This window comes from Jannaschia sp. Os4 (assembly GCF_016820245.1).
Taxonomy (GTDB): domain Bacteria; phylum Pseudomonadota; class Alphaproteobacteria; order Rhodobacterales; family Rhodobacteraceae; genus Jannaschia.
This window is the reverse complement of record NZ_JAFCAR010000004.1, coordinates 261,607-275,810: the sequence shown is the minus strand read 5'-3', so window position 1 is coordinate 275,810 and position 14,204 is coordinate 261,607. Positions and strand designations below refer to the sequence as shown.

Annotated in this window: 11 protein-coding genes and 1 tRNA gene; 4 read left to right on the top strand and 8 right to left on the bottom strand. The window is 71.3% G+C overall.

Features of this window, described 5'->3' with window-relative positions; translation table 11 throughout:
• The first annotated feature begins 41 nt into the window (after positions 1 to 41).
• The 3 genes from JQC91_RS10230 (at position 42) to radC (ending at position 5,599) form a co-directional block, all read left to right on the top strand.
• Positions 42 to 118 (top strand) — tRNA-Pro (locus JQC91_RS10230).
• 698 nt (positions 119 to 816) lie between these two features.
• Positions 817 to 4,479: a vitamin B12-dependent ribonucleotide reductase gene (locus JQC91_RS10225; RefSeq protein ID WP_203286725.1), complete on the top strand. Its 3,663-nt coding sequence runs from the start codon at positions 817 to 819 to the stop codon at positions 4,477 to 4,479.
• 418 nt (positions 4,480 to 4,897) lie between these two features.
• Positions 4,898 to 5,599, top strand: coding sequence for a DNA repair protein RadC (radC, locus tag JQC91_RS10220; RefSeq protein ID WP_238941511.1), 702 nt, complete (start codon positions 4,898 to 4,900; stop codon positions 5,597 to 5,599).
• A 60-nt stretch (positions 5,600 to 5,659) separates the two neighbouring features.
• Here the strand turns inward: radC and JQC91_RS10215 are convergent, their stop codons facing one another.
• Positions 5,660 to 6,496, bottom strand: coding sequence for a DUF1206 domain-containing protein (locus tag JQC91_RS10215; RefSeq protein WP_203286724.1), 837 nt, complete (start codon positions 6,494 to 6,496; stop codon positions 5,660 to 5,662).
• 83 nt (positions 6,497 to 6,579) lie between these two features.
• Between JQC91_RS10215 and JQC91_RS10210 the strand changes: the two genes are divergently transcribed.
• Positions 6,580 to 7,647: a class I SAM-dependent RNA methyltransferase gene (locus JQC91_RS10210; protein WP_203286723.1), complete on the top strand. Its 1,068-nt coding sequence runs from the start codon at positions 6,580 to 6,582 to the stop codon at positions 7,645 to 7,647.
• Between the two features lie 110 nt (positions 7,648 to 7,757).
• On the opposite strand, the gene metA is transcribed toward JQC91_RS10210, so the two are convergent.
• The 7 genes from metA to JQC91_RS10175 form a co-directional block, all read right to left on the bottom strand.
• Positions 7,758 to 8,708 carry a homoserine O-succinyltransferase gene (metA, locus tag JQC91_RS10205; protein WP_203286722.1) on the bottom strand — a complete coding sequence of 317 codons (951 nt, stop codon included), beginning with the start codon at positions 8,706 to 8,708 and terminating at the stop codon, positions 7,758 to 7,760.
• A 22-nt stretch (positions 8,709 to 8,730) separates the two neighbouring features.
• Complete coding sequence (locus tag JQC91_RS10200; RefSeq protein WP_203286721.1) at positions 8,731 to 9,600, bottom strand: ATPase; 870 nt, start codon at positions 9,598 to 9,600, stop codon at positions 8,731 to 8,733.
• A gap of 31 nt (positions 9,601 to 9,631) precedes the next feature.
• Complete coding sequence (locus JQC91_RS10195; RefSeq protein WP_203286720.1) at positions 9,632 to 10,543, bottom strand: DMT family transporter; 912 nt, start codon at positions 10,541 to 10,543, stop codon at positions 9,632 to 9,634.
• Positions 10,544 to 10,652: 109 nt separating this feature from the next.
• Complete coding sequence (locus tag JQC91_RS10190) at positions 10,653 to 11,957, bottom strand: outer membrane protein transport protein (RefSeq protein WP_203286719.1); 1,305 nt, start codon at positions 11,955 to 11,957, stop codon at positions 10,653 to 10,655.
• A 188-nt stretch (positions 11,958 to 12,145) separates the two neighbouring features.
• Positions 12,146 to 13,024 carry a DMT family transporter gene (locus JQC91_RS10185; protein WP_203286718.1) on the bottom strand — a complete coding sequence of 293 codons (879 nt, stop codon included), beginning with the start codon at positions 13,022 to 13,024 and terminating at the stop codon, positions 12,146 to 12,148.
• A gap of 86 nt (positions 13,025 to 13,110) precedes the next feature.
• The gene (locus tag JQC91_RS10180) at positions 13,111 to 13,383 is read right to left on the bottom strand and encodes a hypothetical protein (RefSeq protein WP_203286717.1); all 273 of its coding nucleotides are present in this window, start codon (positions 13,381 to 13,383) and stop codon (positions 13,111 to 13,113) included.
• A 205-nt stretch (positions 13,384 to 13,588) separates the two neighbouring features.
• Entirely contained in the window at positions 13,589 to 14,203 is a 615-nt protein-coding gene (locus tag JQC91_RS10175; protein WP_203286716.1) for a TetR/AcrR family transcriptional regulator, read from the bottom strand.
• Position 14,204 lies beyond the last annotated feature (1 nt).

The following is a 14,204-nucleotide window of genomic DNA, read 5'->3' as shown; positions in this document are numbered from 1 at the left end:
GGCTTCACCCCGCCGCCGCGATCCGCTACGGCCTGACGCGTCGGAGCGTGGCGCAGCCTGGTAGCGCACCTGCTTTGGGTGCAGGGGGTCGTGGGTTCGAATCCCGCCGCTCCGACCAAGCCGCTTCGCGCAGCGAAGCGGCCCCCACCACCCCTCGCTCCGTAGGCCGGCAGGGCGATCCGCAGGATCGTCCCGAGAGGCCGAGCCGCTTCACGCAGCGAAGCGGCCCCCACCCCCCCTCGCGACGCAGGCCGGCAGGGCGATCCGCAGGATCGTCCCGAGAGGCCGACCCACCGATCACCTCCCTCCAATCCCCCATCGAGCGACCCCCACGCCGCCCCCGCCCATGGCGCCCCCGGAGTGCGGCGATCCCGTCCCGCGCCGCTCGAATCGGCTCGCCCGTGGCCCCCCCGCCACGCCGCCCGTCCCGATCGGTTCGACCGTTTTCCCCAGCGTCATCCCCAGCCGCGACTCCCCGCAACGTCCTGCCCGGACGGGCGGTTCCACCTCAGGTTGCGGACCTGTGGAACGGCCGAGTCAACACGTCCCCAAGCGGTCCGGTTCCCTCACCGGGCCTCCCCCGTTTTTCTCACAGGATTCATTTCCCCGAATCGTTGACCGGGCCGCCCCACCGCATCAGGTTGCGATCCTGCGACGACCGGACACCATATCTGGGGGTCGCCAAGACCAAGATACCAGAGGCACCGACCAGGCCCGCGATCCCGTCTGCACCGTCGAACCCCGGTTCGGCGACCGGGAGAGGCTTGTCCGGCGCAACCCAGATTTAGACCGGACCACCCTTCAGGGAGACGACAGATGCGGATCGAACGTAAGCTCACCGAGGCCGGACAGGATGCCTATGCGGCGCTGTCCTTCACCACCACCACCTCGGAGATCCGCAACCCGGACGGCACCACCGTGTTCAAGCTCGATGCCGTCGAGGTGCCCGAGGGCTGGAGCCAGGTCGCCTCGGACGTCATCGCGCAGAAGTACTTCCGCAAGGCGGGCGTCCCCGCGCGCCTGAAGAAGGCCAAGGAGAAGGGCGTCCCCGCCTTCCTCCAGCGCTCCGTCCCCGACGAGAAGGCGCTGGCCAAGCTCCCCGAGGCGGAGCGCTTCGGCGGCGAGACCTCGTCCAAGCAGGTGTTCGACCGCCTCGCGGGCGCGTGGGCCTACTGGGGCTGGAAGGGCGGCTACTTCACGACGGAAGAGGACGCGCAGGCCTATTACGACGAGATGCGCGCGATGCTCGCCCGCCAGATGGCCGCGCCCAACTCGCCGCAATGGTTCAACACCGGCCTGCACTGGGCCTACGGCATCGACGGCCCCGCCCAAGGGCACCAGTATGTCGACCCCTTCACCCACGAGCTGGTGAAGTCCGAGTCGGCCTACGAGCACCCGCAGCCCCACGCCTGCTTCATCCAGTCCGTCTCCGACGACCTCGTGAACGACGGCGGCATCATGGACCTGTGGGTCCGCGAGGCGCGCCTCTTCAAGTACGGCTCCGGCACGGGCACCAACTTCTCCCACCTGCGCGGCGAGGGCGAGCCGCTGTCCGGCGGCGGCAAGTCGTCGGGCCTGATGGGCTTCCTCAAGATCGGCGACCGCGCGGCGGGCGCCATCAAGTCGGGCGGCACCACGCGCCGCGCGGCGAAGATGGTCATCGTCGACATGGACCACCCGGACATCGAGGCCTTCGTCGACTGGAAGGTGATCGAGGAGCAGAAGGTCGCCGCGCTGGTGGCGGGCTCCAAGGCCACCCAAGGCAAGCTCAACGAGGTCATGGCCGCCGTCACCGCGTGGGACGGCACCATGGAGAACGCGACCGATCCGGCAAAGAACGAGACGCTCAAGGGCGCCATCCGCTCGGCCAAGAAGGCGATGGTCCCCGAGGCCTACGTCATGCGCGTGTTGCAATACGCCCGCCAAGGCTACACCAGCGTCGAGTTCCCGACCTACGACACCGACTGGGACAGCAAGGCCTACGAGACGGTCGCGGGCCAGAACTCCAACAACTCCGTGCGCGTCACCGACGCCTTCCTCTACGCCGTCGAGAAGGACGCCGACTGGGAGCTGACCAACCGTACCGACGGGCGCGTGGCCAAGACCGTCAAGGCCCGCGACCTGTGGGAGAAGGTGGGCCACGCCGCATGGGCCTGCGCCGACCCGGGCATCCAGTTCCACGACACCGTGAACGCTTGGCACACCTGCCCCGAGGATGGCCCGATCCGCGGCTCGAACCCGTGCTCGGAATACATGTTCCTCGACGACACGGCCTGCAACCTCGCCTCGATGAACCTGCTGAAGTTCCTCAAGGACGACGGCCGGTTCGACGCCGACCTCTACGTCCACGCCTCGCGCCTCTGGACCATCACGCTCGAGATCAGCGTGGCGATGGCGCAGTTCCCGTCCAAGGAGATCGCGCAGCGCTCCTACGAGTTCCGCACGCTGGGCCTCGGCTACGCCAACATCGGCGGCCTCCTGATGAACCTCGGCCACTCCTACGACTCGCGCGAGGGCCGGGCGCTCTGCGGCGCGCTGACGGCGGTGATGACCGGCACGTCCTACGCCACCTCGGCCGAGATGGCGGGCGAGCTGGGCGCCTTCCCCGGCTTTGCCAGGAACCGCGACCACATGCTCCGCGTCATGCGCAACCACTGCGCGGCGGCCCACGCCACCGACGACTTCGAGGCGGTGAACGTGAAGCCGGTGCTGCTCGACATCGACGGCTGCCCCGACGCCTCGCTGGCGACCCTAGCGGGCGCCGTCTGGGACGAGGCCGTCTCGCTGGGCGAGAAGAACGGCTACCGCAACGCGCAGGCCACCGTGATCGCGCCCACCGGCACGATCGGCCTCGTGATGGACTGCGACACCACCGGCATCGAGCCTGACTTCGCGCTGGTGAAGTTCAAGAAGCTGGCCGGCGGCGGCTACTTCAAGATCATCAACCAGTCCGTCCCCGCCTCCTTGCGCAAGCTCGGCTACCGCGAGAGCGAGATCGCCGAGATCGTGTCCTACGCCGTGGGCCACGGCTCGCTCGGGCAGGCGCCCGGCATCAACCACACGTCCCTGATCGGCCACGGCTTCGGCAAGTGCGAGATCGAGAAGATCGAGGCCGCGCTGCCCTCGGCCTTCGACATCCGCTTCGTGTTCAACCAGTGGACGCTGGGCGAGGACTTCCTGACCGGCACCCTCGGCGTGCCCTCCGAGAAGCTGGCCGACCCGTCCTTCGACCTGCTGCGCCACCTCGGCTTCTCCAAGAAGGACATCGAGGCCGCCAACGACCACGTCTGCGGCACCATGACCCTCGAAGGGGCGCCGGGCCTCAAGGACGAGCACCTGCCCGTGTTCGACTGCGCCAACCCCTGCGGCAAGAAGGGCAAGCGGTTCCTCTCCGTCGAGAGCCACATCACGATGATGGCCGCCGCCCAGTCCTTCATCTCGGGCGCGATCTCCAAGACGATCAACATGCCCAACTCGGCCACGATCGATGACTGCAAGGCGGCCTACGAGCTGTCGTGGTCGCTGGGCGTGAAGGCCAACGCGCTCTACCGCGACGGCTCCAAGCTGTCGCAGCCGCTGGCCGCGAGCCTGGTCGAGGACGACGACGAGGCCGCCGAGACCCTCGAGAGCGGCACGCCGCAGGAGAAGGCGGAGGTCCTCGCCGAGAAGATCATCGAGAAGATCATCGTCAAGGAGGTCGCCCGCGGCCGCGAGAAGATGCCCGACCGCCGCAAGGGCTACACCCAGAAGGCCGTCGTCGGCGGCCACAAGGTCTATCTCCGCACCGGCGAGTACGGCGACGGCCAGCTGGGCGAGATCTTCATCGACATGCACAAGGAGGGCGCGGGCTTCCGGGCGATGATGAACAACTTCGCCATCGCGGTCTCCGTCGGCCTGCAATACGGCGTGCCGCTGGAGGAGTTCGTGGACGCCTTCACCTTCACCAAGTTCGAGCCCTCGGGCATGGTGCAGGGCAACGACAGCATCAAGAACGCCACGTCGGTGCTCGACTACATCTTCCGCGAGCTGGCGGTCTCCTACCTCGACCGCACCGACCTCGCCCACGTGAAGCCCGAGGGCACCGCCTTCGACGAGCTGGGCGGCGGCGAGGCCGAGGGGAAGACCAACGTCGCCCCCGTGGGCGAGAGCGCGGCGGCCAAGTCCTTCGACGTGATGCGTCAAGTCGCCTCGACGGGCTACCTCCGCAAGCGCCTGCCCTCGGGCCTGCTCCCGGCGGAGAGCGTCGACCGCGTGGCCGCCGCCATCGCCGACGCGGGCACCGTGCTGGAGCACGGCACCAAGGTGGAGGTCGAGACCTCCGCCGAGGCGAAGGTCGCCGTCACCATGGACGCCCGGGCCAAGGCCAAGATGCAGGGCTACGAGGGCGAGGCCTGCGGCGAGTGCGGCAACTACACGCTGGTCCGCAACGGCACCTGCATGAAGTGCAACACCTGCGGGGGCACCTCCGGCTGCTCCTGACCCCGCCACGGCGGCCGGCGCCCCCGCGCGCCGGCCGCACGACCACCTGCGCGCGCAAGTCCTGCCCCGGCCCCGGCCTCGGCTGACACCGCCCGCAGGACGCGGGGCGGCCCTGTGGGACAGTGGGGCCGCCCCCATCCGTTAACCGATCGTTAGCATCTCGTGCCGCATCCCTGCGGGCATGGACGCCAAGCGCACGCTCGACGGATGGCGCCGCCGGATCACCGCGCGGCTGGACCCGGATGCCGGCTTCGCCGACCCGCCCCCGCCGAAGCCGCGCGGCTTCGCCGAGGACGCGATGGGCCTGCGCGACCTCGAGGCGCGCATCCCCCCGCCCGAGGCCACCTACGCCAGCCCCCCGCGGCCCGCCTTCCGCATCCACGACCGCCTCTCCCCCGAGCACGCGGCCGGCGGCGGGATGGTCGTCGACGCGGACGGCCGCCGCCGCCCCCACTACCACGGCCACCGCGCCCGCCTGCGCGAGCGGTTCCTGTCCGGCGGCGCGGACGCCCTGCCGGACTACGAACTGCTGGAACTGCTGCTCTTCGACGCGATCCCCCGCGTCGACGTCAAGCCGCTGGCCAAGCGCCTGCTGGCCCGCTTCGGCGACCTCTCGGCGGTGGTCGCCGCCCCCGACGCCCAGATCCTGCAGGTGGACGGCGCGACCGACCGCGTCGTCCTGCGCCTGCGCATGATCGACAGCTTCGCGCGCCGCATCGGGCGCGCCAAGATCGCCGACAAGACGCTCCTGTCGTCATGGGACGACCTCGTGGGCTACTGCCGCACCGCGATGGCCTTCCGCCAGACCGAGGCGTTCCGCGTCCTCTTCCTCGACCGCAAGAACGCGCTCCTCGGCGACGAGGAGTTGGCGCAGGGCACCGTCGGCCACGTTCCCGTCTATCCCCGCGAGGTCGCGCGCCGCGCGCTGGAGCTGAACGCGTCGGCCATCATCCTCGTGCACAACCACCCCTCCGGCGACCCCACGCCCTCGACCGAGGACGTCGAGATGACCGAGGCGATCGTCCGCGCCTGCGGGGCGCTGGAGATCGTGGTCCACGACCACATCGTCATCGGCGCGCAGGGCGAGGCGTCGCTCCGGTCGCTGGGCCTGATGGGGTAGGGAGGCGCGTCGTCCCGTAGGGTGGGCGAAAGCCCACGCGCGGCCGAGGGGTGCCGCCCCCTACGCCACCTTCGACTTTAGCGCCGCCCCCAGCGTCTTGAGGTCGCCCGACCCCTCGACCTTGGGAATGATCCGGTAGGCCGCGTTTACGAAGCAGAAGAACGCGAACCCGAGCAGCCCGAGGCACATCGCGATCACCAGCACGTTGCCGAAGGGCTGCCCCGCCAGCCAGTCGAAGGCTTGCCCCACGCCGCCCGCCGGCCCCTCCGAGGCCCGCCACGCCGCCACGGCGAGGAAGCCGCCGATGATCCCGATCAGGACGCCTTGCGCGATCACGCCCGCGCGCAGCGCCCAGTCGTAGTTGCGCGTGAACTCGTTCGCCATAAGGTGCTCGCGGTGCTTGGCCGCGATCCCCTTGTGGACGTAGTAGATCGCCGCCCCGATCGTGCAGAGCGCCGCGAAGCCCACGATCCAGCGCCCGCCCGGCAGGTTCAGCGCCCAGTCCACGGCCTTGGTCACGCCGTCCTGCCCGCCGCCCGAGCGGTCGCCCAGCGCCAGCCCGATGGCCGTCGCGCCCAGCGCGCCGTGGATCAGACCGGTGACGATCATCCCCGCACGGGCGATCAGGCCCTTCCCCTCCGTCCCGTAGTCCTCCAGATCCTCCGCCGCGTCGATCCCGCGCCAGATGGCGTAGGCGATCAGGCCGATCCCGATGACCCACAGCACCACCACGCCCCACGTGGACTGCGACAGCGAGGCCAACGCGCTCTCCGTCCCCTGCGCGGCGCCCCCGCGCCAGATCGCCCAGAGCGACAGGCCCGCCACGGCAAGGTAGGTCACCCCCCGTCCCGAATAGCCCGCCCGCATCACCGGGATCGCCCATCGATGGTCCGCCATGTCCGCCTCCGCCTCGGTTCGCGACTCAAGCCCCGGCGGGGGGGAGGGGTTCCCCCCGGACCGGGCGCGGGGCACAGGGACGCATGGAGACCGTGTTCCTCGTATCGCCCCCGGGGCTGGAGCCGCAGCTGCTGGAGGAGGCGCTGACCTTGGGCGTGCCCGCGCCCAAGCTTGTCCACGGCGGCGTCGAGTGCCGCGGCGGCTGGGAGGCCGTGCGCCGCGCCAACCTCCGCTCCCGCATCGCCTCCCGCGTCCTCGCCCGCCTCGCCGTGTTCCGCGCGGCGGGCTTCGCCCAGCTCGACGCCGGGCTGCGCGAGATCGACTGGCGCGCCACCCTGCGCCCGGACGTCCCCGTCCGGGTCGAGGGCGCCTCGGTCCGCTCCCGGCTCAACCACGGCGGCGCCGTCGGCAAGCGCGTCGAGGCCGCGCTCCAGCAGGCCGGCCTGACCATCGGCCCGGACGGCGTCCGCATCGCCGCCCGGCTGGAGAAGGACACCTGCACCGTCTCCGTCGACACCTCCGGCGAGGCGCTGCATCGCCGGGGCCACAAGCGCGAGGTCAATCGCGCCCCCCTCCGCGAGACGCTGGCGGCGGGCTTCCTGCGCGCCTGCGGCTGGGACGGCACGGTCCCGCTGCTCGACCCGATGTGCGGCTCCGGCACCATCCCCATCGAGGCCGCCGAGATCGCCGCGGGCCTCGACCCCGGCCGGTCGCGGGCGTTCGACTTCGAGCGCCTCGCGCCCCACGACGCCGACCGCTGGGCCGCCTTGCGCGCGCAGTCCCCCCGTCCCGTCGAGGTGGCGATCCGTGGCAGCGACCGCGACGAGGGTGCCGTCGCGATGGCCCGCGCCAATGCCGAGAGGGCGGGCGTCGATGTCGCCTTCGAGGCCGCCCCGATCACCGCCGCCCCCGCGCTCGACGGCCCCGGCCTCCTCCTCGTCAACCCGCCCTACGGCACCCGCATCGGCGGACGGCTCCAGCCGCTCTACGCCGCGCTCGGACGGGTCGCGCGGGAGCGGTTCGCGGGCTGGCAGGTGGGTGTGATCACGTCCGAGCAGGACCTGATCCGCGCAACCGGCCTCAACCTCGAAGGCGGCCCCGTCGTCGCGCATGGCGGGCTGAAGGTCCGGCTCTACCGCGGCGTGGCGTGACGATGCTGCGGCGCGGCGCGGATCGGGGTCGGAACGTTACTGTGTAACACCCCCGCCTGACGTTTCCTGTTACACCCTAACAGCCATCCCGCCACTCCGCCGTGACGCCGTCACAGCGGGACCGGCCCTTCGCCCATCCGGTGCGAATGCGTCCCGATCAGCGCCGTGTCGTAGGGCGTCGTCTGGTATATCTCGTTGATCCAGTTGCCATAAAGCAGGTGCCCATGGCTCCGCCAGCGGTTCACCGGCGGCAGCGAGGGATCGTCGTCCGTGTAGTAGCCATAGGGGATCTCCACCGGCGTCCCGTTCGCCACGTCGCGGTCGTACTCCCGCTTCAGCGTGTCGGTGTCGTATTCGAAGTGGTTGAAGACGTAGAGCGCGCGGTGCCCCGCATCCTCCACGAGGCACGGCCCCGTCCGCTCGGATTCCAGCAGGATCCTCAATCCCTTGGCCTCGAGTTCGCCGCGCCGCAGCTCCGTCCACCGCGACACCGGCACCATCGCGTCGTCCGAGAACCCGCGCAGCCACGGGCTGTCCGGCACCTCGACCCGCGCCCGGTCGCAGCCGAAGTGCTTGGCGGGCAGCAAGTGCTTGGCGACGCGGTGGAAATGCCACGCCATCGCCATTCCCCCCCAGCACACGCCGAAGGTCCGGTGCACGTGGGTCTGGGTCCAGTCCATCACCTCGCGCATCTCGTCCCAGTAGGAGACCTCGTCGTAGTCGAGATGCTCGATCGGCGATCCCGTAACGATCAACCCGTCGAAGCGCTGGTCCCTAACCTTTTGGAACGGCTGGTAGAACGCCTCCATGTGCTCGGGCGCGGTGTGGCGGGACTGGTGCTCGGTCATGCGGATCAGGGTCAGGTCGATCTGCAGCGGCGTGGCCCCGATCAGCCGCGCGAACTGCGTCTCGGTCGCGATCTTCATCGGCATCAGGTTCAGCAGCGCGATCCGCAGCGGCCGGATGTCCTGCCGCGCCGCGCCGTCCTCGCCGATGACCATGACGCCTTCGCGGTCCAGCACGTCGAAGGCGGGCAGGGAGCGGGGCAGGGTGATGGGCATGACGGTCCTCCGGACGGTCGGGCTAGCCGCCCCGTCCCCGCTCGTCCAGCGCGGCGGCGACCAGCTCGATCACGTCGTGGGCATCGCGCGCCGTCTCGACCTCGCCCGCGTCGATGACCACGCCCCATCGTGCCGCGATGGCCGCGTAGCGCGGCTGGCGCGCGGCGATCACGGCGGCGTAGGAATGGCGGGCGAAGGCGTCGGGATCGACCGCCTCGGGCGCGAGGCCGGCGTCGGACAGGTAGTCGCGCCAGCAGGCCGCGAGGAAGTCGGGGCGGTAGTAGATCGGCTTGGGCGCGCGGTCGAAGCGCGCGATCAGGGTGTCGACGTGGTCGTCCGCCCCGCGCAGCCAGACGGGCAGGGCCCGGGCGGCGAGGTCGGTGAGGACCGGGTCGAGCGGATCGTCGGGGTCCACGATCTCGCAGAAGGAGCCGGAGGTGTCGCACACGAAGTGCGGGTAGCCGTAGAGCGAGGCGGCGCGGTCCACGAAGGCGCCGGTGTCGGCCATCGCGGCGATCTCGGCCTCGCGGTGGAGGGCTTGGCGGGCGGCGTAGTCTTCGAAGGCGAGGCCGCCGCGCGCCGGGTCGCCCGGCTTGCCGACCCAAGCGGAGAGGGCGGAGAGGTTCTCGAAGCTGAGGTTCGGCGACACGACCACCCCGTCGGTCCGCAGCAGCCGCGCGAGCGCGGGGACGGCCATCGCCTCGCGCTTGAGCATGTCCGAGATCTGCTGCCCGAGATAGGCGGTGCCGATCCGGTAGTCGACGGAGTAGTGGAACCACTGCGCGCCGCGCAGCAGGCGGCTGAGGTGGGTCTTGCCGAGGCCCGACATGCCGAACAGCGCGAGGCGTTTCTCGGGGGCGTCGCGCCAGTCGCGGGAGGTCTCGTAGAGCATGGGGGGGACGTGCCCGCGCGGGGCGCTCCGGTCAATTCGGCGCGCGCCGCAGGACGCGGAACAGTCGCCCGTCGATCACGGCGAGGCCCACCGCGAGGAGGGCGAAGCCCGCGTAGGTGCCCGGCCCCAGTACCTCGTCCCGGATCCATGCGCCGAGGAGGATCGAGACCGGCGCCACGAGCAGGGTGCAGAGCATGAGGTTGCCCGCGCCCGCGGTCGCGAGGAGCCGGAAGTAGAGGAGGTAGGCGACGGCGGTGGCGATCACGGCGTAGTAGAGGATGCCCACCCACGTGGTCGCCTCGGTCGGCCAGACGGGCCCGTCGATCCAGAGCGCGGCGGGGATCATGACGAGCGACGAGCCCGTGAGCATCCCGGCGGCCGAAAGGCGCGGGTCGAGGCCCCGGAGCGTGACGCGGCCCCACACGCCCGCGAGCGCGTAGGAGACGGTGCCCGCGACCACGGCGAGCTGCGCGAGCGAGCGCAGGTCCAAGGTGGCGAGATTGCCCAGACCGATCGCGGTGGCGACCCCGAGGAAGCCGAGCGCCACGCCGAGGGCGCGACGGGGCGTCAGACGCTCGTCCGGGAGGAGGAGGGCGGCGGCGAGCACGCCGAACACCGCCGTGCCCGCGTTCAGGATCGCGGTGAGGCCGGTCTCGATGCTGAGCTGGCCCCACGCCATGAGAGAGAACGGCAGAACGTTGTTGAGCATCCCCATCCCGAGCAGCGCCCCCCACAGGCGCGGGTCGCGCGGCGGGCGCAGGCCGCGGAGCGCGCACCATCCCCACAGCACGGCGGCGGCGAGTCCCACCCGGAAGGCCACGGAGGTGACGAAGGGGATCTCGTCGAGGGCGGTGCGGATGGCGAGGAAGGAGCCGCCCCAGATCAGCGCCAGCAACGCGAGCTCGGCCCATGTGCGGGCGGACATGTCGGGGGCGGCGCTCATGGGCGCGGTGTGTCATGCGGACCGGTGCGGGGCGACCCGAATCCTGCGCCCGCGACGACGAACGCTCCGCCGGAGGGGCGGGGCGTTCATGCGCGTCCCGCGTGCGGGATCAGAACTTGTACTGCACCTGCAGGCCGATGCCGACGGCGGAGCTGTCGTTGAACTCGGCCACGGGGCTGTCGGCGACGCCGGCGAAGGCGGAGCCGACCTTGGTGTAGTTGATGCCGCCGGTGACGTTCAGGTTCCCGCTCGTGTAGCGTCCGGCCAGCGAGAGGCCGATCTGGCCGTCGGTCGGCCCGAGGGGCGAGACGGTCTCGGAGCCGTTGTCCTTCTCGTAGGTCAGGTTGGCGATGCCGACGAACTCCGGGGTGAAGCGGCGGGCGACGCCGAGGGACCAGCGGTAGCTGTCGTCGATGTCGGCGAGGTCGACGCCGAACACCGGCGGGATCACGTCGAAGTCGTCCCAGTCGGTATAGCGCAGCGACGCGAGAAGGAGCGTGTCCTCGGCGACGCCGGTCTGGAACTCGACGTTGATGGATTCCGGGGTCTCGAAGTCGATCGTGTTGCGCGAGGTCATGCCCGCGACGCTCTCGGTGGCAGTGCCGGAATGGGACACCTCGGAGTTCCACGTCACGGCGAGGCGGAGCGCGATGTCCGGGATCTCGTAGGCGAAGCCGAGGGTGTAGCCGAGGCCCCAGCTGTCCTCGATGTCGACGGCGTAGCCGTTGCCGTCGTCGAAGGCGGTGCGGCCGTTGAGGAAGCTCCGCGCGATCGCCCCGGCCGCGGCGAAGCCGCCGACCTGCGCGATGAGGGCCTGCTGCTCGGGGGTCAGCACGGCGGGATTGCCGCCGGCGGCCTGCACCGCGCCGATCGCCTGCGCGACGCCGCCGACCTGCTCCGCGGTCAGGCCGGTCTGGTCGGCGACGGCGCGGGCGGTGATGGCGTTGGCGTAGGACTGGCCGCGCAGGGCGACCTCGCCCCCTGCGTTCTGGGCGCGCAGGCCGCCGATCACCGAGAAGCGCTCGTTGATCTTGTAGCGGCCGACGAGGCTCAGGGCGTCCGAGTTGATGTCGGCGAGCGTACCGCCGATGTTCGAGGAGGCCGGGTCGTCGTCGTAGAAGATGTCCGCGCCGAAGGGCTGATCGGCGATCACGGCGTAGGAGAACCGGTCGGTGATCTGGTCGGCGTAGGAGAAGGTGTAGGTCGTGTAGGATTCGCCCGCATCGTAGGAGCCGTCGCCGTCCACGTCCTCGCCCCTGAGGTCGGGCTTGACGTAGCTCAGGCCGAAGCTGGCGGTGCCGGGCGCGTTGAAGAGCGGCGAGATGCTCTGGCCCGAGCGGTCGAGGCCGCCGGCATGGGCCGAGGTGCCGGCCAGAAGGGTCGCCGTGACGGCGGTGATTGCGATGCGGTTCATGTCCTGCTCCCTCTCGCGCCCTGTCGGACGCCGTCCGGGCGCGCGGGTCTGCCACGCGCCGGTGTTCGCCTAAATCGTAAGCGCGCGGAGGGTGTTCCGCTCAAGACGGACCCAGCGTCACGACGCGGGGGTGTGGAATCCCGCAGGTGCAGGGTGGCGCGGCTGCAACAGAGTGGGGCGCCGGGGCGTCAGGCGGGCCGGTCGGCGAGGCGCAGGTTGGCGTAGGCCGCCGCGAAGACGATCCCGCCGCCGAGGAGCGTGAGGGGGTCGAGCGACTCGCCGTAGGCCCACGCGCCGATCCCCGCGATCAGCGGCAGGCGGGCGAAGTCGATCGGCATGACCGTCGAGGCGGGCGCCAGCGCCAGCGCGTTGGTGAGCGACCAGTGCGCGCAGAGCCCCGCGAGGCCGATGAGCCCGATCCACGGCGCGGCGGCGGCGGACGGCGCGGCGATGTCGCCGTCCCAGCCCGCGAAGGCCAGCCCGAGCACCAGTTGCATCGCGGTCAGCCAGACGAGGATCGACAGGGTGCTCTCGTCGCGGGTCAGCCGCTTCGTGGCAACGTTGGTCAGGGCGAACCCGACGGCGGCCAAGGCGGCCCAGATCACGCCGGGGGGCATGTCCGCGCCGGGGCGCGCGACGAGCAGGACGCCCGCGAAGCCGAGCAGGGCGATACCGGCGCGCGTCCAGCCGGGACGCTCGCCGAGGAGCGGGATCGAGAGCAGGAGCACCCAGAGGGGAGACGTGAACTCCAGCGCGAACACGGTGGCGAGGGGCAGCACCGTGATCGCGTGGAACCAGAGGTTCTGGCCGGCGAAGTGCGCGGCGTTCCGCGCGAGGTGGAGCGGCAGCCGCTCGCGCGAGACCTCGTTCCAGCGGCGGAGCGCCGTGGCGACCGAGAGCATGACGGCCACGCCGATGACGGAGCGCCAGAGCATGATCTCGAAGGTGTCGAGCTCGTGGGAGACCGCGCGGCCCGCGACCGCCATCGCGGTGAACGAGGCGATGGCGCCCAGCATCCAAGCGGCGGCGCGCCACGTGTCGGAGCGGGGAGGGGCGGTGCGGTCCATGGGCGTCCCTTGCGGCCGGAACGCCGGGGACGCAACGCAAACGCGCCCCGCCGGGAGGAACGGGGCGCGTCGCGGGGCAGGCCGGATCAGTCGAAGCGGGTGCCCCGGCCGAGGATCTTGCCGTCTTGGCCGTCGGCGGAGCCGTTCACGATCTGGCGGGCGATCTCGAAGCTCCGCGAGGGGCGCGACGCACGCTGGCGCTCGGTGCGGGGGACGATCAGCCGCTCGCCCTGCTCGCGCGACTGGTTGAAGTGGGCGATCGCGCCGGCCGCGCCGGGCACGACCTGGACCGTCTGGGCGGCCGCGGGGGCGGCGATGGCGGCGGAGAGGGCGGCGGCGGCGAGGATGAGCTTGGTCATGGTCTTGGTCCTTGTGGTTTGGGGCGGTGCCCCGTTGCGTTGAAACCAAGATGCCCTCCGCAGCCCTGCGCCGCCATGCACGGGCACGTGAGATCGGACCGAGGATGGTGCGGAAACGCAGGGCAAGGAGCAAGCCGCGCACGGCTCTCACGGGCGCGGGAGCGGCGGTGCCGGGGGCGTGAGCGGACGGGTCGGGCGTGAAACGTCAGGCGTCGGGCGGCAAGAGGCCGAGGCCCCGGAGATAGATGCCGATTCCCGCCTCCAGCAGATCCTCGGGCGAGAAGGGGGCGTTCGCGCCGGGCGCACCGCGCGCGAAGAGCTCGACGACGCCGTGGGACATCGCCCAGACATGCGCGCTGAAGATCGAGGCGGGGGGACGCCGTTCGGGCGGGATGGTCTCGGACAGCTTGGCGGCCGCACGCTCGAGCACGGCGGCGGACCGGTCCGCCGCGACCGCGAGGCCGGGCGTCGCGTGGCGGGACAGGCCGGACTCGAACATCGCGATGTAGTGGCCCGTGTGCGCCTTGGCGAAGGCAAGGTAGGCCCGGCCCACCGCCTCGAACGCGGAGAGCGGCGAGGGCTGGCCGTCGGCGAAGGCGTTCTCCATCGCTGCGGTGAAGATGCGGTGCCCCTGCACCGCGCATTCCGCGATCAGGTCCTCGCGGCCCTCGAAGTGGCGGTAGACGGCGGCGGGCGTCACGCCCGCGGCGCGGGCCGCCTCCGAAAGGGTGAAGCCGGCCGGGCCCTTCGCCTCAATCAGCTTGAGCGCCTCGTCGACGAGGGCTTGGCGCAGGTTCCCGTGGTGATACCGGTCGGCCAAG

Excerpts from the sequence above, each read along its gene's own strand:
- JQC91_RS10225 (WP_203286725.1), top strand. The coding sequence starts at position 817 with ATGCGGATCGAACGTAAGCTCACCGAGGCCGGACAGGATGCCTATGCG.
- radC (WP_238941511.1), top strand. The coding sequence starts at position 4,898 with ATGGTCGTCGACGCGGACGGCCGCCGCCGCCCCCACTACCACGGCCAC.
- JQC91_RS10215 (WP_203286724.1), bottom strand. The coding sequence starts at position 6,496 with ATGGCGGACCATCGATGGGCGATCCCGGTGATGCGGGCGGGCTATTCG.
- JQC91_RS10210 (WP_203286723.1), top strand. The coding sequence starts at position 6,580 with ATGGAGACCGTGTTCCTCGTATCGCCCCCGGGGCTGGAGCCGCAGCTG.
- metA (WP_203286722.1), bottom strand. The coding sequence starts at position 8,708 with ATGCCCATCACCCTGCCCCGCTCCCTGCCCGCCTTCGACGTGCTGGAC.
- JQC91_RS10200 (WP_203286721.1), bottom strand. The coding sequence starts at position 9,600 with ATGCTCTACGAGACCTCCCGCGACTGGCGCGACGCCCCCGAGAAACGC.
- JQC91_RS10195 (WP_203286720.1), bottom strand. The coding sequence starts at position 10,543 with ATGAGCGCCGCCCCCGACATGTCCGCCCGCACATGGGCCGAGCTCGCG.
- JQC91_RS10190 (WP_203286719.1), bottom strand. The coding sequence starts at position 11,957 with ATGAACCGCATCGCAATCACCGCCGTCACGGCGACCCTTCTGGCCGGC.
- JQC91_RS10185 (WP_203286718.1), bottom strand. The coding sequence starts at position 13,024 with ATGGACCGCACCGCCCCTCCCCGCTCCGACACGTGGCGCGCCGCCGCT.
- JQC91_RS10180 (WP_203286717.1), bottom strand. The coding sequence starts at position 13,383 with ATGACCAAGCTCATCCTCGCCGCCGCCGCCCTCTCCGCCGCCATCGCC.